The organism is Pseudanabaena sp. BC1403 (assembly GCF_002914585.1).
Lineage (GTDB): Bacteria > Cyanobacteriota > Cyanobacteriia > Pseudanabaenales > Pseudanabaenaceae > Pseudanabaena.
Genome location: NZ_PDDM01000016.1, coordinates 72,993 through 92,638 on the forward strand (window position 1 = coordinate 72,993; position 19,646 = coordinate 92,638).

Here is a 19,646-nt window from a genome sequence, read left to right on the forward strand (position 1 = left end):
AAAACTAGAATCTATTTAGTCATGATACCTAACAAATATAGAATCTCGAACAATGCATCAAAGTTAATGCATCTTAAAACATGGAGTCAGGTATGAAAGTTTCTAAAATTAGTCATTCCTATGTAGTTAAGCTAGGCTGGGGAACCTTTACAACTATTGTGGCTTTGGCGATCGCTGCTCCTAGTTTTGCTCAAAGTGCAGTTTCGTTGGGAAGAAATTTTCGACCAGATCCAAAAACTTTAGATGGCTCTGGTGGCGGTAATGTCAGTATTGCCAGTACTGCGGGGATTGCAGATAATTGTCGTGGTTTTGCTCATGCTGAGCCAAATCATACAATTACTTTGAACGAGACTTTTCCTGTAATGGATCTTTTAGTCTATTCCAGTAATATTAATGATGATCCGACCATGTTGATTAAAGGTCCAAATGGCATCATCATCTGTGCTGACGATGAGTCAGGTGGACGCAATCCACAAGTTACTCGCCGTATGCCTAAGGGTATTTACAAGGTTTGGGTTGGTTCTAAAAATGTTAATCAATCTTTTGGCTATACGTTGTCTTTGAGTGAAATACGTCAAAAATGAAATTCTTGAAACTGTCGATCGCTTTAACAGGATTAGCTCTAGCCCCGATGTTACTATCAGTTGCTCCAGCTATGAGCCAAGAAGCACTAAGGCCAATTTCTCCCAAATTCACACCTGATCCTCAAGTCTATGTTGGTAAGGCAGGTGGAGATGTTCCTTTGGCATCTATTGCTACTAGTAAAGCTAATGGACAATGCCAAGGATTGACGCAGCAAGCCCCAAACTATAGTTTGACAGTGCAAAGAGATTTTGGTTTTTTAACCTTGAAGATTTCAGGTGATCAAAATTTGTCTCTACTCGTTAAGGGGCCTGATGGAATTTATTGTCGCAGTGGTAAAAGCCCTGAACTTTCGGGTGCTTGGGTTGCGGGGAACTATGAGATCTGGATCAGTACACCTGATGGAGATCGCGCCCCTTATCGTCTAACGATTAGCGAAACTAGCCAATAAAATAATGCTAGAAACTTATAAAAAGTCGCTCTCGCGTAGCGAGAGAGTTACTTGTCTTAGGACAAATCAAAACCCAAGAATTGATTGGCGGCGCTTCGCGCCGCCAATCAATTCTTGGGTTTTATGTCTTAGTAAGCTTGGCGACAGCTATAAATAACGCAAAAGAGCGCTTCGCGCTCTTTTTCGTTATTTGGAAATATTCCAGTAGGGAAGTTGTTGGTTTGGTTCGATTTTGACTCCCTGTAACCCTTTTTGAGCAAAGGCGTATTCTTTGTTTTGCCAGAGCGGAATAAATGGTACATCCTCAGCTAGAAGTTCTTGAATCTTTTGAAGTATTTGCGATCGCTTAACTACGTCACGTTCTTTACGCTGCTTAGCAATCAACCCATTCATTTCTGTGCTGTTATAAAATGACCCTTGAAACTGACTACTACCCTTTGTGCAGCGATCGCCTTTTGCTTCTTCACATTCTAAAAATGGCTTGATGTAGTTATCGGGGTCAAGAATATCAGGAACCCAATCAAGTAAATAGGCGGGATATACGCCTTTATCCAGAAAAGCATAACCAACTGTATTTTCAACGCGCTCAGTTTTGATCTGCAAAATTTTACCGACATTCTTTTGCATTGAGGCTCTTAGAGTGCTAGCGATTAGATCCCCATTACCGCCATATTTTGGGGAATACCAAATTGTAATTTGAGCAGGCTTATCGTCGGAATATCCTGCCGACTCTAGCAATTGCCGCGCGAGTTTACCGTTGCCATCACCATATTTCTGCTCAAATACAGGCTTGGATTCTACAAAGGCGCTAGGAATCAAGCTATATAGTGGCGCACGTTGATTGAAAAATATGCGTGATTCGAGTAGGGGGCGATCGATTGCGGCAGATAGAGCTTGGCGCACGCGCACGTCATTCAGTGGTGCTTGTTGCGTATTTAATACCATATACAGGATAGTTGCACCTTGACCTGATGCGATCGTCCAACCATTTTGCTTAGCGTTAGCCTCTACATTCTTGATCTGAGTTGGTGTAAGTGTTTGAAATGCGATATCAACTGCACCAGTCTTAAATGCGTTCAGTAAGTTGGAATTAGAAGAGAAAAACTGAATATCAATCCCTTTATTGGCTGGCTTTTTACCCCAATAATCGGGAAATGTATCTAAGCGTAAGTAGCTACCTTCGACAAACTGTGTAACTTGATAGGGGCCAGTGCCAACTAATTTATCGGGTAAGAATAATAGCTTGCCTGTCTTTTCATCTTTAATGTGTTTATAAACCTGTGGTGATATTGCGGCTGCTCCTGTAAACGCTAAGAACTTTGGGAAAAATTGCAAAGGTTGTTTGAGCTTAAAAATCAGTTCAGTTTCGCTAGGTACAGAAATAGCCTCGATCACATCGGTCAAGATATATGCTGGTGCGCCTTTAGAATTCATGAAGCGGTCTAAGGCAAATTTCATTGTGTAGGCATTGAAATTAGTGCGATCATGAAATTTGATCCCTGTTCGCACTGGCACTGTATAGATTAATCCATCTTCACTAACTTTGGGCATATCCGCCGCCAGTTGAGGAATGATTTCGTTGGAGCCTTCTTTATATGTGTAAAGACGTTCGAGCGTGTTGTAAAAAATATTGCTGATAAAAAATTCGTTGGCATCGGCAGGATCGAGCGTGCGAATTTTGCTGGTTGTGCCCAAAACGATGCGCTCATCAGTGCGATCGCTAATCCCCAGTCTCCCGTTATTGATGATTTTGCCATTTGTACAGGCAAATAATGTGGTTATTGTGATGATGGCGATCGCAAACCAAGCCAAAAAGCGACGCAGCAAATATCTCATTGATCTATTTATTGATTTATTAGCCGAAAACATAACTGGATTTCTTACTGCTAAATCTTCCCACAATGTCGGATCGATGTAATGTTTGAATCAGGAAAAAAAATAGGTATTGTAAAATGAATAATTAGTGGTGCGAGGCTTTGGCTCGCACCACTAATTATTCACAGGGAAGAGAGTATGAAAAAATCTAGTTTGATATTAGTTACTTGCATGTGTCTTTTTGCATATCCTGCGATCGCCTACGCCGAACAAGATGTACCTGCACCAATCACGGTTACCGCAAAATCCAAGAAACAATTAGCTAGAGAACTTCTAGTTGAGCTAGGTATTGGCAAGCAATATGACTTATATTTTTGGAATAGTGTCGATCTTGCTTACGGTACGGGTACTAGAACCAAGGTTAGTGAATGGCTGCAAAAGACTCTGGTACAAGTGGCAGGATGGAGATATGTGGAATCTCAGTATGTGGCACGTTTAGAAGCTAACTTTTCGGAAATGGAACTAAAGGAATTGATGGAATTAGCAAAGCGCCCATTGATGAAAAAGTTGCTGAGAACTGAGATTCAAGCCTATGAGGAGACAAGTACAAAGCGAGCGAGATTACTTTTTCAAGCATGGGATGATTACAATTCAGGCAAAATAAATATGCCGCCCAACTTATTGAATTAGTTGTACAGAACTTATGTCTCTATTAACTGATTCCAACTCAAATACGAATATCTTTGGTGGCTGTCATTGCGGAGCCATCCGCTTTCGGGTGAAGGTAAGAACATATGAAGCGATCGATTGCAATTGCTCTATTTGCCAAAAGAAAGGGATTTTGCATTTGATTGTCCCTCCTGAAGATTTTGAGCTATTGAAAGGTGAAGATAATCTATCAACTTACACTTTTAATACAGGTATCGCCAAGCATCATTTTTGCAAAACTTGCGGGATTCATCCTTTTTATCGTCCGCGATCGCATCCTAATGATTACGATGTCAATGTTCGTTGCCTCGATGATGCAGCAATAGAACAGTTTACGATTACGCATTTTGACGGCAAACATTGGGAAGATAATATTCAGCAGATTACCTCATAAAAACTTACAAGGGTAGGCGGCGCTTTGCACCGCCTACCCTTGCCATATCAATCAAAAAAAAGAAGCCTCGCAATGCGAGGCTTCTTTTTTTTGATTAACTACAAGCTACAGGTGCACCAATTTCTTTAGGAGTGGCAAAAGAAGTACCGCAACTGCAAGACTTGCTGGCGTTAGGGTTACGGAAGCGGAATCCACCACCCATGAGATCCTCGGTGTAGTCGAGTTCTAGACCTTGTAGCTGAGGCAAATTGCTATTGTTAATAACGATTTGTACACCGTTATATTCATACTGATTATCATCAGATTCAAGTTGATCAACAAAATCCATCAAATAAGATAAACCAGAGCAACCGCCTTGCTTAATGCCTAAACGCAAAGGAGCAGAAGTGGCGCGTTGACTTTGGAGATTTCTTACGCGAGCGATCGCTGCGTCAGTCAATGTAATCATGCGAAATTTTCCTATATACGAATCGTGCTAAGAGCAATATTAGTCTTCTAGTAAGACAAGCGCAATACTAGCTAGAGAAACATTGGTGTAGCCAGCTACTTTAACGGCTTTATAAAATGGTTTGGTAAGAAAGCATTTATGTACACCGAAAAGACGCACACCTTGATCTAGAAGCAATCCAGTTTTGAAATGAAAATTGCGATGTAGTTTTACAGCCTTAGCTAGGTTGGATTTTGTTTTACAGCAGACCATGATTTTTCTTTCGATAATTCAACAACTTACCCTATGTTATCTCAAGCATGAATGAGTTGTGAGGATACGCGACACACCCTCACGCCCTTTTTATCACACAAATGTATAAAAATAGGAGATGTGGTGCTTTGCGCCACATCTCCTATTTTTATAAGTACTTGCTAAGTTTTATGCAATTTGCCGATCGCCTCCAGCCTTTACAGTCCAACGTATTTGCCGATATGGACATTGCTAAAAGTCAGGTCAAAGCATCTGGCATGGCGGTAATTGACCTGTCGCTTGGTTCATCTGATTTGCCAACCGATGCATTTATCCTAGAAGCGATCGCTGACGCTCTTAAAGATACCAGTACTCACGGTTATTCGCTATTTGGTAGCACTCTAGACTTTCGTGAGGCTGTAGCAGCATGGATACAGCAACGATTCCATATCAAAGTCGATCCAGAAACAGAAGTATTACCGCTAATTGGCTCACAGGAAGGGACAGCCCATTTACCGCTTGCTTTGCTCAATCCCGATGATTTTGCCCTCTTACAAGACCCTGGATATCCATCGCACTATGGCGGCATTCATTTGGCTGGAGGGCAAGTATATGGAATGCCTCTATTGGCAGAAAATGACTTTTTACCAGTCTTTGCCGATATTCCAGAGACAGTGTTGGCACAGTCAAAAATGATGGTGTTGAGCTATCCTCACAATCCCACTACAGCAACAGCAACGTTAGAATTTTTTCAATCTGCTGTCAAGTTTTGTCAACAGCATAATCTCGTATTAGTTCATGACTTCCCATATCTCGACCTAGTATTTGATGGATCAACGCCACCTTCAGTTTTGCAAGCTGATCGCGATCGCAGTGTCAGCATCGAATTTTTCACCATGTCTAAGTCCTACAATATGGGCGGTTTTCGGGTTGGGTTTGCCGTCGGCAATCGTGAACTAATTAAGGCTCTTCGCCAAATTAAGGCTACTGTAGACTTCAATCAATACCAAGGGATCATGCGCGGTGCAATCAAAGCTTTAACAGGCGATCGCACACCAATTGATCGAGTCGTTGCCACTTTTCAGGAGCGCCGAGATGTAATGATCAAGTCACTTCAAGCGATCGGTTGGGAAATCTCCAATCCTAGTGCCACAATGTATCTCTGGGCGAAGTTGCCTGATCGCTATGCCCATAATTCAGTTAAATTTTGTCTAGACTTGATTAAATCGACTGGTATCGCCCTTGCCCCTGGGTCGGGATTTGGCAAACATGGAGAAGGCTATGTAAGGTTTGCTTTAGTCCATCCCCCTGAAGTTTTACGAGAAGCTGCTACAAAAATCGGGACATTTTTGCATCTCTCATCATAAAAACCTGATGCTATACCAAAGCACAAAGTGGCGCAGCCATTTTGTGTTTTTAAAACGCTTACAGAGTTTAGTTTTTAATTCACAGAGGTGTTGTCACACTTTTGTGAATTGGTATTACGGAGAAAAAGGACGTTGGTCTTGGAGACCAAATCTCTATCTATAATCTCTATCTATAGCGGTGATTAAGTTAGTTAGGGCAAATCAAAACCCCAAAGAGTAATGGCAGTGCGCAGTATCGCCATTACTCTTTGGGGTTTATGTCCTAAGCAAAACTTACATTGATATATACAAAAAAAATGGGGCTTGGCTTGTAAACCGTCTTAACACTATGACATTGAAAGATTAGGAAGGTTTTTGTTACCCGTAACATGAGTGAAAATTTTCAAATCAGTTTTAAAGAGAGGCTAGGGATGATAGCATTTCTAAAAAAAATGACTTCTATAATTAGAATTAGTAAAAGTGAAATATCAACACTGCTTTTGTAGGCTTTATTTGTTAAAATTATCTTAAGCTGTGTCTGCTAAGAAATAATTAAAGCTTGCAAGAGTCTAAAATAGAACGCTTACTGTTATAGGTTTAAGATTTGCTGATGAAAATCGTTATTTATTGAAATCATATTTACGCTGTTGTTAAACTACTGTTTACAACAACAAAAATTTATCCAAATAAATTGCGATCTGGATTTTAGTAAGCGCCTAGCGGTGGTGCAAGCCCGAACATAATGCTGAGGATTGATTCATGTCTTCCAATAAAAACATCCCACAAAAAGGTCAAGGTGCTGGTGACCCAGATAAGAAGCAATCAGCGCAATCTGAAGCTGCTGATGTTGATTGGATGATTATGTCGGATATTAGTACGCGAATTGGCGGATCTCCAGCAGTCAAATCAAGCTCAAATCAATCACCAGTCAAATCATCTTCTCAAATATCAAGTAATCAAGATGTTGATCATGATCTTGAAGATTTAGAGTTTTTGCGATCGATAGGTTTGGATGATGCAATTGAGAGTCCATCTTCTTCAAGAAACACAGTAAATACATCAGGGGGTAAAGCCACTGATAATAATGAGGTTAACAATATTGACTGGTTAATTGTGACTGATCTCAGTGTGAGAAAGGAAAACGCGGAGATTAAAGCACAACCAAATCCTTCATATCAAGATATAGGTCAATCCCAGACAACTCTTCAGCCACTAACAGATAACATATTGGATGGTCTAGATGAAGACCTGGGCTTGAATGAGTTCGACTTTTTGGAGGATTCTGATTTCTCCGATCTAGATTCTTTAAACTTGGGCATTTCAGACTCACTCAGTATTGATGAGTTGCAAAATGAGATCGACAATACTGAAGGTAAGATCCAAGGACTAGCAGAATTGCTAGACGAAAACGATGACTCAAGTTTTGATTTGATTGCTGATGTTGAAAATGATGACTGGGATAGCATTTCAGGAATCTTTGAAAACGATTTTAATCAGTTAACTAGAGATCCCGATCTAGAAATTGCTGTTAAATCTCCTGAAATATCAGATCAAGTTTCAGCGTGGGGTGGAGCTACTGAAGATGCTTCAGAGAATATAGATTTAGGTTCTGATTTGTTTTCTGATAGTAATGATGCTGAAAATTTATTGGTCGATAATTTAGAGTTGTCTGATGAGATCCAATCTGATCAGATAGTTGAAGATTTTGAGATTAGGAATGACTTTCAAAGCGAATTTCAAGACGACCTGCAAAATGTACAAGATCAAGATTTATCTTTTGATGGATTTGCAGTTGGTAGTCTAGAATCAGAATTTGACAGTAACCTAAATGATGACTTTGGCGCAGCACAGTCTCTAGAATCATTTGAATCAAGTGTGACTGAAGATGATTTTTGGTCTACTACTTCGTCAAATCTTGAGCCTGAATCCGTACTTGATGAGTCAGTTGAGAATGCATTCACTAATGATTGGGGAGAAATTGCCGAAAATGCGATCGAAGATGCGGTTTGGGACAGTACTCCTAACATAGCAGCTGATCTAATATCATCTACATCTATTGATAATGCTTTTGGTTCATCTGATGAATGGGAGAGTCAGCCAACAATAGATCAATTTGAAGTAGAAGAAAATATTGGCTTTGATCTGCCTAATCTAGCTTCTTCCGAAATGGAAAGTTATGTTAATTTTGAATTAGATAATGTAGATTCCAATTTGGGATCTATTGAGACAGAATTTGAGGCAGGATTTAGTTCACAAATTGATCCAGCTTTTGAACAGCCATTTGAACAGCCATCTGAACAGCCATCTGATCAGATAGACAGTGAACTTGAGCCTCAAATTGGACTCGATGAAGATTGGAGTATGGAGATTGAAGCCAATGCTATCAGTGGCGATTTCATTGGGGTTGACTCGGATAGGGACTTGGCGTTAGAAGATGAGATGATTGTCACTGCTCCTAGTGAAGAGGTTGATTGGAGTGCAAGTCTAGAAGCTGAAATTGGAAATGGGAACAATGTCGTTTGGGATGAACCGTTAGTTGAGACAGAAGACTATTTGCCACCTGTAGAAGAATCTTCGGAAATTTTTAATGATGATTTATTGGGTTTAGTTGACAGTAGTATAACAGAGCCTCCTTTCAATGAAGGTTTTGATTTTGGAGACAATCTTGATGCCAACGGTTGGGCGATCGCAAATAACGGCAATCAAATCGTTGAAAGTATCAGTGAGTCTGAAGCTTTTGATTATAATGATATATCAGGCACTCTAGATGTACATGAACAACTTGCTGAGCAGCAACAATTTACAGACTTCAGTGAATTTATCGATCCTTCCCATGATGATATTGATGCAAGTTTAGAAGCTGGTGAATTTGGCTTTTCTGAGAACTATCTTCCTGCATCTTCGGATTGGGAAAATCTTAGTGAATCAATTGCGGAGCAAACTACTGACTCTGATTATGCCGATAGTTTTGCTGCGGAGCAATCTTCTAATTTAGGTATAACTGATAACTTTGCTAATTATAACGATAGTTTTGCTAATGACTCGGATGTAGCTGATAACTTTGCTAGTTATGCTGATAGTTTTGCTACTGAAGAGGGGTTAGTTGATAACTTTGCTAGTTATGCTGATAGTTTTGACAATGATGTAGTTCCACAAGTTAATGCTAACTTGGGAAGTCCTAATTGGGATGCAAGTGATGCAAAATCAAGTCTTATAGCTAGTAATGATATTGATAATATAGGAAGTATACTTGATGAAAATTTCGATCTAGCTTCTTTCGATGAAGATAGTTTACTAGACATTCCTCCTTCCGATTTCAACCTCGGCAGTATCCCCACAACACTCTCTCCAAATCGTTCTAATGCATTTTCAGAAGATTCACTTTCGGGATTTGCCCATCAGCAGCCTTCAATCGCTCCTATAGATAATTTTGCGAACAATTTAGTCTCACAAAGCGATCCATTTGAAGAGGCTTTGGCAAATGATTTACTTAACGACAACTATGAAGAAGTGAATTTTGAGGAAGAAGCTTTAGCTCATGATTTACTTAATGGGCTTGTACCAGAAGACGATGATTTTGTGTCAGCAAAAGAGTCCCCAACTATGTCAACTCCTATGCCATCTCCAAACTCAAATTTTGCAGCATCTACAAAGTTCGAGCTAGGATCAAATGATCGCGACTTTTTGGATGATTTTGACCTAGAAAGTATCGACCCACTTGGTGACAGTGGATTCGACGATGGATTTGCCTCCATCCCAATATCTACTGGTCTGACTCCACCAGCACCACCAATTGTGCCAATGCCTCCGAGTCTTCCTCCCCTCACTAAACAAGAACCTACTTCTCCATCTATCAGTAATTTACCGCCGCCACCACCATTTCTACCGCCGCTACCTCCAAAGCGCAACCCAACTCAGGGTACAACTCCAGTAATAACTCATCCTGCGGCAAATGCTGGTAATCAGCCATTGCCCCAAAATAGAATGGGCAGAAGAAGTGAAGAAGATGATTTTGACCGATTTCATTCTCAATCAGACCAACATAGAAATCGCAGCAAGCCTATCGACTCAATTGATGAGAGCTGGTCAAATTTATTAGATGCTGATACTGTACTTTCTGGAGGAAGAACTTCAACAGGGTCTTCCTATTCTGATATAAACAGTGCAACTCCTCCTAGTGCAGGAAAATCTGCGGGAAGATCTTCACAAGGCAGAGAAAGGAGAGAGCGCAATTCTCCCTCTAATGTTTCTAGGCGCAAAGAAACAGGATTGCCTGATTTTGACGATCTTGGTTTAGAAGTTCATGACGACAATACAGATTGGTCTGGGTTGCTAGATAGCGGTGATTTATCTGACAGTATCACTACGATCAGTCCTCAAAGTACGCAGCTACCTTCACGGGTGAGAACTAATCCAATAGCTGATTCTCGCTTTGACATGACTGGGGTGAGTGAGACTAAAGAAATTCCTCGCGATCGCCGTAAACCAATGGCAAGCTTCGGGGATTCTACACAAGCGCGGATGGGTACACATCCCGATCAAATCGATTTCAATCGATTTACCGAAGATAGCTATGATGCATATAGTGGATATGAACAGCCATCTGCACCATCGTCAAACAATCCTAGTAAACCCAAATTAACTATACCGAGTATCAGCTTAGAGTCGCTATGGCAAAACTATCTCAAAATTCCTGCGATCGGATTAGGTGCGATCGGTGGGGCTTTTCTGCTTTATAGTCTACTCAATAGACCTATTTTTGATTTGGGTCTGCGGTGGGGACTGTTTAAAGATGCCAGTGGAAGAGACTTTACAAATGCAGATTTCAAAGGAGCGAAGCTGGATAATGTGGACTTCAGCAAAGCCATTCTCACAGGGGCGAAAATGCAAGATGCTAGTCTTGTTGGGGCAAACTTTCAAGGGGCAAACCTTGATGGAGTAAACTTTACTAAAGCAAATCTCAATCGGGCTAGATTAATTCAATCTAGTGTCATTTGGGCGGAGTTCAGCAATGCTCAATTGAATCTTGTCGATTTCGCGGGTGCAGATTTAGCCCGTTCTAATTTTGTCGGCGCTAAAATGGAAGGAGCTAATCTAAAAGATTCTAAAATAGGCGCTCAAGGGACAGAGAAAGCAACAAAATTTAGTGCGACGACTTTGCTAGCTTGGCAAATTGTCAATGAGCCTCGTGAAGGGCGTAACTTAGCTAATCAAGATCTGTCAGGTTTAAATTTGAGTTTTACAAGTCTAAAACGCGCCAATCTAACTAATGTTAAGCTCAACTATACTGACATGACTAATACAGATCTGAGTGGAGCCAATCTCTCTGGTGGTCAGATAAATGGGGCTAACTGGAGTGGCGCAAAGCTAAATGGTATTAACCTTACTAATGTTCAGTTTGATAAAAACAAGCTACCTAAGACAGATGAAGAAACAATCTGTCCGAATGGCAAGAAAGGCCCTTGTAAGTTCTAGATAAGAAGTATAGAGAGCAAAGTTCTCTCTATACTTCACAAGATTTGCTTAGGAAATCAAAGCCCAAACAAATAAAGGTGGCGCTTTGCGCCACCTTTATTTGTTTGGGCTTTGATTTGTCCTAGCTATCCATTGCTTTGCTATATTTAACGAAACCTATCGTCAGAAATTAGCACACCATATGTCTTACGCAGTAATTTACGACGGTAATTGTAACCTCTGTGCTAACTTTGTCAGCATCTTAGAGAAGTTCGATCGCGGTCGTCAGTTTTTCTATATTCCGATGCAAGATGATCAGACATTGCAGCAATTTAATGTCACGCCTGATGATTATGAAATGGGGATGATTTTAATCGATCACACAGATCCTACGCAAAGATGGCAGGGTAGCGATGCCGCCGAAGAAATTACGCGATTATTGCCAATGGGTAAAGCCTTAATTGCTGCTTATAGGGCGATCGCACCAGTTAAAGCTCTTGGAGATTCAACCTATATCCAGATACGAGACAATCGCTATAAGTGGTTTGGGAAACGCGATCGCATATATCACACCGCTTATCCTGTTGGCTGTGCTGCGGATAAACCAAATACTTCCTGCTCCCTCTAGCTAAAAAAACAAGATAGAGTTGCGGCGCGTTGCGCCGCAACTCTATCTTGTTTTTTTAGAGCGGCTATAGCTATATAATCATTTCTGGAAAGTTACAGGGCAAAATCTGTGTATAAAGTCTCCTCCGATCAAAAGCAATACAATACCTATACCTTGTCTGATGAAAGTGCAGGTTCTCAGATAGAAGTTGTCCCAGAACGTGGTGGCATCGTCACTAGCTGGCGTATTAATGGTCAAGAGGTTTTCTATCTTGATGCTGAGCGCTTTACCCATCCAGATCTTAGTGTTAGAGGCGGCAATCCAATTCTGTTTCCGCTCTGTGGTAATTTGCCCAATGATACTTACAATGTTGATGGAACGGATTACAAAATTAAACAGCATGGCTTTGCCCGTGAGTTACCTTGGACAGCTACAGCACAGAGTGCTAGTGACGGCGCAAGTGTTACGGTTGAGTTGAGTAGTAACGAACAAACCAAACTTGTTTATCCCTTTGACTTCCATTTAGCTTTTACCTATACATTACGTGGTAATACTTTAGAGGTTCGTCAGGAATATAAAAATCTTTCCTCTACGCCAATGCCTTTCTCTTCTGGGTTTCACCCCTATTTCCTTTGCGGCGACAAAAGTAAGATCGAGGTAGATATTCCTTCTGTGGGCTATCAAGACAATCGTACCAAGGAGAATTTCGTTTTCGACGGGAAGTTTAACTTTGAGCAAGATGAGATTGACTCAGTGTTTGGCAAGCTTTCTAGTCGTTCAACCTCAGTAATTGATAACGATCGCAAGCTCAAGATTGCGATCGATTACGATGACTTTTATACTTATCTTGTATTTTGGACTGTTAAGGGTAAAGACTTCTATTGTCTAGAGCCTTGGAGCGCGACTCGTAATTCTCTAAACACCAAAGAGTATTTGACTGTGCTGGAGCCTAATACTAGTTGTTCTGCTGTCATGCAGATTACTGCAAACTTCTTTTAAATTAAGGGCTTTAACCTACTGTAACAATATAAGTTTTGAACCCCAAAAGATTAATGGCGGCGCGAAGCGCCGCCATTAATCTTTTGGGGTTTAGTTTTTAGTTATTTGCTCATCTGTGGAGAAATCAATATCTGCTTGCTGACGATTGGAGGGAAGATAATCTTGTTCAAAAGAAGTTTTCAATCCAGACAATAGATCGTATTTGGGATTCCAGTTTAAATCTTGCTGGGCTTTGGTGACTGACGCAAAGAAATGTTGTAGGCGAAATGGGAATGCTTTCTTTTTGCCAAAGTCAAAGTCTTTGGGATTGTAATAGACAAAGTTGAGTTGACTAGGATCTTTGCCAGCAGCGATCGCACATTGCTTGGCAAGTCCGATAAAGGTGACATAGCGCGTATCGGAAACATTATAAATTTCGCTGATCGCCTTTTGATTGCCCAAGACGGATGCCATTGCGGAAGCGAGATCCTCAACATGACCAAGTTGGGTAATAAACTTGCCATTGCTAGGAATGGGAATTGGGCGATCGCGGACAATGCGATCGAAGAACCATGCTTCCACATCGTTATAGTTTTGTGGGCCATAAATATAAGTAGGACGAATGGAAGTATAGGGTAAACCTGATTCAGCACTGACTTGTTGCAAATAGGCTTCAGTGTCCAGCTTGCCTTTGTGTCGGCTCTTTGGATCAGTGGCATCAGACTCGTAGCATGGCAAAATATCGCTATTGAGATACACACCTGCGGAACTCATATATACAAAATGCTGGAGGCGATCGCGGAAAATTTCGACTAGCGGCTGAGTATCGCTAAGTTCGCGACCATTGTTATCAAAAACTGCCTCAAAAGATTCACCACTGAGTTTGTCCTTCAATTGTTGCGGATCAGTGCGATCGCCAATAATCGTGCGAAGTCCTGCTACGGGGGATGGCTTCTTGCCCCGATTAAATAAAGTTACTTCATGTCCCTGTGATACCAACAATTTGACCAGCGACACACCGATAAACCTTGTACCGCCCATTACTAAAATTTTCATTTTTTAATTGATTTTAATTACATTTACTTAAGTAACTAGGCAAATGTCAAAATCTGTACCATCCGCTACGCAGACGGTACAGATTTTGGTTTTGTTTTTTTAATTGCGTCTAGCTACTTAAACTCAGAATATAGCGTTTTGCACTGAAGATTCCGCGATGACGCTAGTATTAAATGGTGCTTTTTGTATTGCTCATCTAAGCAAGTAATCGGAATTATGCGGCGACTGATCGGAATTTTTGTAATTGGGCTGTTGAGCTTTGTCATTGCGATCGCAGCAGGTGCTCAGAACTTTGTCCCACCTACTCAACTACATCTTACTTATCCACCGTTGCGTCATATCACCACCAGCGATCGCCTATTTTTTATTGGGACTGCGCCTAAAGATGGCAATGTCAGTATTAATGGCAAAGCTATATCGCGTAGTAAGGCGGGACATTTTGCGCCAAGTTTGCCGCTTCAGTTGGGTGAAAATAATTTTGCGATCAAGTACGTTAATGAGACTGGCGATCGCAATAGTGAGCGTCTGATTAATGTCAAAGTTTTAAGGGAATCTCGCATTGCATTGCCCCCACAAAATATTGGATTTGTTGAAGAATCACTATTGCCAACTGTGGATACTGCGCGACAACCCAATGAAAGAATCTGCTTCGATGCGATCGCTACGCCCAATTCAACGGTTTTAGTGAGAATCGGCGATCTTGAAATTCCCCTCTTACCTCGTCGTCGTAATGTTCAATTACCGCCAAATTCCTCAGTACTGACGGGCAATAATGAAGCTACAGCAGAATCTCCTTCGGGATATTTTCGTGGATGCACCACCTTTGAGAAGCCAAGCAAATTGGGGCAGCCTGAATATGAAATGCACGTAAAGGATAAATTTGGCGATCGCATTGTCAAGCAAAAAGCCAAAGGCAGCCTAGAGATTCTCTCTTCGTCAAACATCCAAGTTGCCGAAATAACCGCGATCGCCGCTGATGCGAGAACTGGTGCAAGTAGTGATTTTTCAAGACTCACACCTTTACCTAAAGGAACCAAAGCTATAGTGACAGGCAAACAAGGTGATTGGCTAAGGCTTGACTATGGCGGTTGGGTCAGAAAGAATATGACTAAGCTTGACCAAGCAGAACCACTACCACCCTCAATTGTCCGCAGTATTAATACTAAGCGAGTTGTCAATAAAGCTAATCAAACTGACAATCAAAATAATGTGTGGACAGAGGTGACAATTCCGCTAGAAGTGCCAGTACCTCTAGCGATTACCCAAGGCGATCGCGTATTTTCATTCACTCTCTATAATGTGATCGCTCAAACTGATACGATTTCAATCGATCCAGACTCGATTATTAATAAGCTGGAATGGTTACAAACTGAGCCTAATAAGGTTACATATACGATTAGTCTCAAACCAAAGCAGCAATGGGGATATAAAGTTCGATACCAAGATTCAAATCTGATTTTGTCCCTTAAACATCCACCAATTCTTGCGATCGATACATCAAGTAATTCGCAACCACTTCAAGGGGTGAAAATTCTCATCGATGCAGGACATGGAAGCGCTGAAGACTTAGGAGCGCGAGGTCCAACTGGCTACCCCGAAAAGGATGCCACACTGATCACCTCAAAGCTATTCCAAACTGAGCTACAAAATCGCGGTGCTAAGGTAATTATGACCCGCATCAATGATGCTGATGTTCTTTTGGAGCCAAGGGTCGATAAAATTAATCAAGAAGAGCCAACTCTAGCAATTAGCGTTCATTACAATGCTTTGCCTGATAATGGGGACGCGATTAATACGTCAGGGATGGGAAGCTTTTGGTACAATCCACAGGCGCAGGACTTTGCCAAGTTTATTAACGCTTATGTCGTGAAAAAGCTGAATCGTGCTGATTATGGAGTTTATTGGAATAATCTTGCCCTCGCCCGTCCCACAGTTGCTCCATCCGTACTTTTGGAATTAGGCTTTATGATTAATCCTGTTGAATTTGAATGGATTATCGATCCGCAACAACAAAAGTTACTGGCTAAGACCCTTGCCGATGGCGTTACCGAATGGATTTTGAATGCTGTTAAGTGATCCCGACCAATTTTGGTCTAGCTTCCATTTTGGTGAACTGATCAATGCTTATATCCCACTGATGGTATGGACGGGAGTTGGCCTAGTAGCGTCTAGGTTTGCGCCGCTCAACACCTCCAAATTTATGGGTATCACGCTGTATTGGGTGGGCGTGCCATTACAACTATTTGTCCTTGCTAGACATACTCAATTTTCGGATACACCCTATATTCCCTATGTGGCGATCGCAGCGTTGATTCTCAGTTGGCTGTTGGCTTTAGTCGGTTGGCAGTTTGCGAAACAAGAAGATAGCGATCGCTCTAGCTTGGGGAGCTTTATTTTAGCGACCATGCTCGGTAACACAGGATTTGTGGGCTTGACGCTGACAAGTTCTTTGACAAGTTCCACTTACACAGATTGGGCAGTTTTATACAGTATTGCTAGTAACGTCGCGGGTAATTATGGCATTGCTGTTTTTATTGCCAGCTACTTTGGCAAGAGTGATGTGAAGCCACCTTGGTGGAAGCTATTGCTTGATGTTGCCACTGTGCCGAGTCTATGGGCTTTTGCGATCGGTTGGTATACACGCCCGATCGGGCTACCTGATGTGATCGAGTCGGGACTAGATGTGAGTATATGGGTAACGATCGCCTTTGCGTTGTCTCTGGTGGGACTACGATTAGGCAAAATCGAAAAGTGGGACAGCCTCAAACCTGCGGCGATCGCAGCTTTTTTGCGCGTGGGAATCGTACCTTTAGCGATCGGGCTGGGGGCGACTATGTTTGGACTCCGAGATGATCCACGTCTGATTCTGACGCTGATGTCGGGGACTCCAACAGGTTTATCGGTGCTAATTCTTGCTGAAGTCTATAACCTCGATCGCGATTTACTAATCAGCACGATCGCCTTCTCATTTATCGGACTAATTTTTATGCTACCGATCTGGATCGTCTTTTTTGGCTAAAGAATATTACTTTTTGTCTCTGAGAGAGGGTTTGCAAAGCAAGCCCTCTCTCAGAGACATTTTAGATTTATCCCGAACTGACGTTAATTATGTACATCTACTTAAGAAAAAGCCAAAAGCCAAAATAGAGTTGCGGCACTTCGTGCCACAACTCTATTTTGGCTTTTGATTGGCTATTGCTATATGTTTTAAAGCCACCAACCAGTCCAATCCTTAAAGTTTTTCCAAAAATCATCGCCAAATTTCCAAGCTAGCAAACCACAAATGATGCCACCGATCAAAAAACATAGCAAAAATGCACCACTCAAAATACTTAAGCTCCCAAAGCCACCTGCAAGCCCACCAATGAGAAATCCGCAGCCAAATCTAACAATAAATGTCTGCATGTCAAAGCGTTTTGGTGAAGTCATAAAGCCTATCTCTATAAATTCGTGAAGAGTATACTGGACAAGAAATGATAGCTATAAATCTAACCGTAATAGTTTACCAAGCACTGAAGAACTAATGCCTTGCTCTTGGGGCAATTTGTAATCAGAATAAAAACCGCAATATTTTTGTTGAAAGTGATACAAATCATCACTTTCAACAAAAATATTACGGTTAAAGCGCTTTACGCTGCAACTCTAAGAAACCATTTAAGAATTCACTAGATCCCCCCCAGCCCCCCTTAAAAAGGCTACGGTGTACACACAAGTCATAAAACCTATTCAAGTCAACAATTAATCGCCCCCTAACCCCCAATTCTGGGGGAACAAGAAAATAAAATTCTTTCAAAGTCCCCCAGAATTGGGGGATTTAGGGGGCTGAGATAAATCGAAACGTAGACAGTTAGACTTGTGTGTACACGGTAGCTTAAAAAGGGGGGAGAATTAAATTCTTCCCCCTTTTTAAGGGGGATTGAGGGGGATCTCTTAGAGTTTTTGACCGCAGAAAGTAATTCTTAAATGGTTTCTAAAATAGGTCATGCTTTGCACGACCTATTCTTTCTGGGTTTATCTTGCTATATGATCGATTATGTCGGTCATATAGCAAGTATGGCGATCGCATCTCACCATTTCACAGCAAGCATGAAGTATCAAGCCCGAATATTTGTCACCTTACGTCCCTCAGTTCTCGATCCCGCAGGTACTGCTGTTCAGTCTGCACTTAAACAAATGGACTATCACGTTGATTCAGTCCGCATTGGTAAGTACGTCGAAATCATCCTAGATGCCACAGATGAGGCGGAAGCATCTCAAAAGCTAAATGAAACCTGCGATAAGCTTTTGGCAAACCCAGTGATTGAAAATTATCGCTTTGAGTTAACTGTGATTGAGGAGCCAAAAGTATGAAATTTGGCATCCTAGTTTTCCCTGGCTCCAATTGCGATCGCGATGTTGCTACAGTCACCAGTGGTATTTTGCAACAGCCGACAAGGTTAATCTGGCATACTGATACCGATATTAGTGATTGCGATGTGATCGTCGTTCCTGGGGGATTTAGTTATGGTGATTATTTGCGCTGTGGGGCGATCGCTAGATTTGCACCCGTAATGAGATCGCTACAAGAACATGCGGCTAAGGGCAAATATGTGCTCGGTATCTGTAACGGATTTCAGATCTTAACGGAATCTGGACTATTGCCAGGAGCTTTAGTACGCAATCGAGATTTGCATTTTATTTGCGATCGCGCGCCGTTAAGGGTTGAGCGCAATGATTTAGCCTTCTCTAAGAAATATCAAAAACAGCAAATTATTACTCTACCGATCGCTCATGGGGAAGGTTGTTATTTTGCGGATGCGGATGCTTTAAAAGAACTCGAAGATAATAATCAAGTCGTGTTCCGTTATTGCGATGCGATCGGAAATGTTAATGAAGAATCTAATCCAAATGGCTCGCTGGAAAATATTGCAGGGATTTGCAATAAGCAAGGCAATGTGCTTGGGATGATGCCTCATCCTGAACGTGCTGCGGAAGGAGTTTTGGGTGGAACTGATGGCAAAGGATTATTTGAAGGACTGATGGAAGTATTAGTTGAGGGCTTGTTAGTTAATGCCTAGTCTGTATCTAATTCGCCATGGCATTGCTGAGGAGCGCGGAAGTTATGAAGATGATACGCAGCGTCCTCTCTCCGATGAAGGAAGCAAAAAGACTAAGCAAGTTGCCAAACGTCTCTATGATTTGGGTTTGAGGTTTGATCTATTGCAAACTAGCCCTTTAGTTCGTGCTCAGCAAACATCGGATATTTTTGCCAATGTTTTTAGTGACTGTCCTGTACAGCAGTTATCAGAACTTGCTCCTGATGGCAGTTTTGAAGATTGGCTGAAACGGGTAGCTGCATGGCTCGCACAACATCCACAACCTGCTAAAGCGTCATTAGGGATTATTGGTCACGAGCCTGATCTGACCACTTGGGCAGAAATGCTGATTTGGGGAGAGTCTAAGGGTGTATTTGTTTTAAAAAAAGCTGGCATTATTGGTTTAGTTCTACCTGAAACGCAACCTTGGACGAGTAATGGGATTCTATTTCTATCCATTCCACCTAAGCTACTGATTTAATAGAGCTAGGAACGAGTGAC

17 protein-coding genes are annotated in these 19,646 nt (G+C 41.6%); 13 read left to right on the forward strand and 4 right to left on the reverse strand.

Annotation, left to right across the window (positions count from 1 at the left end):
- The first annotated feature begins 92 nt into the window (after positions 1-92).
- Together CQ839_RS15215 and CQ839_RS15220 are read left to right on the forward strand one after the other, a co-directional pair.
- Positions 93-584: a hypothetical protein gene (locus CQ839_RS15215; protein WP_103669186.1), complete on the forward strand. Its 492-nt coding sequence runs from the start codon at positions 93-95 to the stop codon at positions 582-584.
- On the forward strand, positions 581-1,033 hold the full coding sequence (locus CQ839_RS15220) for a hypothetical protein (protein ID WP_103669140.1): 453 nt from the start codon (positions 581-583) through the stop codon (positions 1,031-1,033). Before CQ839_RS15215 ends, CQ839_RS15220 begins: the two co-directional genes overlap by 4 nt.
- A gap of 186 nt (positions 1,034-1,219) precedes the next feature.
- On the opposite strand, the gene CQ839_RS15225 is transcribed toward CQ839_RS15220, so the two are convergent.
- Complete coding sequence (locus CQ839_RS15225; RefSeq protein WP_103669187.1) at positions 1,220-2,869, reverse strand: ABC transporter substrate-binding protein; 1,650 nt, start codon at positions 2,867-2,869, stop codon at positions 1,220-1,222.
- Between the two features lie 177 nt (positions 2,870-3,046).
- On the opposite strand from CQ839_RS15225, the gene CQ839_RS15230 reads away from it, so the two are divergent.
- Positions 3,047-3,538, forward strand: coding sequence for a DUF2059 domain-containing protein (locus tag CQ839_RS15230; protein ID WP_146048748.1), 492 nt, complete (start codon positions 3,047-3,049; stop codon positions 3,536-3,538).
- 13 nt (positions 3,539-3,551) lie between these two features.
- Positions 3,552-3,950: a GFA family protein gene (locus CQ839_RS15235; protein ID WP_103669142.1), complete on the forward strand. Its 399-nt coding sequence runs from the start codon at positions 3,552-3,554 to the stop codon at positions 3,948-3,950.
- 94 nt (positions 3,951-4,044) lie between these two features.
- Here the strand turns inward: CQ839_RS15235 and CQ839_RS15240 are convergent, their stop codons facing one another.
- The gene (locus tag CQ839_RS15240) at positions 4,045-4,398 is read right to left on the reverse strand and encodes an iron-sulfur cluster assembly accessory protein (RefSeq protein ID WP_103669143.1); all 354 of its coding nucleotides are present in this window, start codon (positions 4,396-4,398) and stop codon (positions 4,045-4,047) included.
- Between the two features lie 422 nt (positions 4,399-4,820).
- Between CQ839_RS15240 and CQ839_RS15250 the strand changes: the two genes are divergently transcribed.
- From CQ839_RS15250 to CQ839_RS15265, 4 genes are all read left to right on the forward strand, one after another.
- Positions 4,821-5,996 (forward strand): LL-diaminopimelate aminotransferase, encoded by a 1,176-nt coding sequence (locus tag CQ839_RS15250; RefSeq protein WP_103669145.1) that lies wholly within the window; start codon positions 4,821-4,823, stop codon positions 5,994-5,996.
- Positions 5,997-6,734: 738 nt separating this feature from the next.
- Positions 6,735-11,450, forward strand: coding sequence for a pentapeptide repeat-containing protein (locus CQ839_RS15255; RefSeq protein WP_103669146.1), 4,716 nt, complete (start codon positions 6,735-6,737; stop codon positions 11,448-11,450).
- Between the two features lie 181 nt (positions 11,451-11,631).
- The gene (locus CQ839_RS15260) at positions 11,632-12,057 is read left to right on the forward strand and encodes a thiol-disulfide oxidoreductase DCC family protein (RefSeq protein ID WP_103669147.1); all 426 of its coding nucleotides are present in this window, start codon (positions 11,632-11,634) and stop codon (positions 12,055-12,057) included.
- A gap of 108 nt (positions 12,058-12,165) precedes the next feature.
- Positions 12,166-13,035 (forward strand): aldose epimerase, encoded by an 870-nt coding sequence (locus CQ839_RS15265; RefSeq protein WP_103669148.1) that lies wholly within the window; start codon positions 12,166-12,168, stop codon positions 13,033-13,035.
- 90 nt (positions 13,036-13,125) lie between these two features.
- Here CQ839_RS15265 and CQ839_RS15270 read toward each other — a convergent pair whose 3' ends face one another.
- The gene (locus CQ839_RS15270; RefSeq protein WP_103669149.1) at positions 13,126-14,070 is read right to left on the reverse strand and encodes an NAD-dependent epimerase/dehydratase family protein; all 945 of its coding nucleotides are present in this window, start codon (positions 14,068-14,070) and stop codon (positions 13,126-13,128) included.
- 216 nt (positions 14,071-14,286) lie between these two features.
- Between CQ839_RS15270 and CQ839_RS15275 the strand changes: the two genes are divergently transcribed.
- Both CQ839_RS15275 and CQ839_RS15280 read left to right on the forward strand, forming a co-directional pair.
- The gene (locus tag CQ839_RS15275; protein WP_103669150.1) at positions 14,287-16,146 is read left to right on the forward strand and encodes an N-acetylmuramoyl-L-alanine amidase; all 1,860 of its coding nucleotides are present in this window, start codon (positions 14,287-14,289) and stop codon (positions 16,144-16,146) included.
- Complete coding sequence (locus tag CQ839_RS15280; RefSeq protein WP_103669151.1) at positions 16,133-17,089, forward strand: AEC family transporter; 957 nt, start codon at positions 16,133-16,135, stop codon at positions 17,087-17,089. Before CQ839_RS15275 ends, CQ839_RS15280 begins: the two co-directional genes overlap by 14 nt.
- 188 nt (positions 17,090-17,277) lie before the next feature.
- Here CQ839_RS15280 and CQ839_RS15285 read toward each other — a convergent pair whose 3' ends face one another.
- A complete protein-coding gene (locus CQ839_RS15285) occupies positions 17,278-17,499 on the reverse strand; it encodes a hypothetical protein (RefSeq protein ID WP_103669152.1) in 222 nt (73 codons plus the stop codon).
- 657 nt (positions 17,500-18,156) lie between these two features.
- Here CQ839_RS15285 and purS point away from each other — a divergent pair.
- The 3 genes from purS to sixA are packed head-to-tail and all read left to right on the forward strand — an operon-like array spanning position 18,157 to position 19,626.
- On the forward strand, positions 18,157-18,420 hold the full coding sequence (gene purS, locus CQ839_RS15290; protein WP_103669188.1) for a phosphoribosylformylglycinamidine synthase subunit PurS: 264 nt from the start codon (positions 18,157-18,159) through the stop codon (positions 18,418-18,420).
- Positions 18,417-19,127 (forward strand): phosphoribosylformylglycinamidine synthase subunit PurQ, encoded by a 711-nt coding sequence (purQ, locus tag CQ839_RS15295; protein ID WP_103669153.1) that lies wholly within the window; start codon positions 18,417-18,419, stop codon positions 19,125-19,127. Before purS ends, purQ begins: the two co-directional genes overlap by 4 nt.
- Positions 19,120-19,626 carry a phosphohistidine phosphatase SixA gene (sixA, locus tag CQ839_RS15300; RefSeq protein ID WP_103669154.1) on the forward strand — a complete coding sequence of 169 codons (507 nt, stop codon included), beginning with the start codon at positions 19,120-19,122 and terminating at the stop codon, positions 19,624-19,626. The genes purQ and sixA overlap by 8 nt, the downstream gene beginning before the upstream one ends.
- The last annotated feature ends 20 nt before the right edge of the window (positions 19,627-19,646 follow it).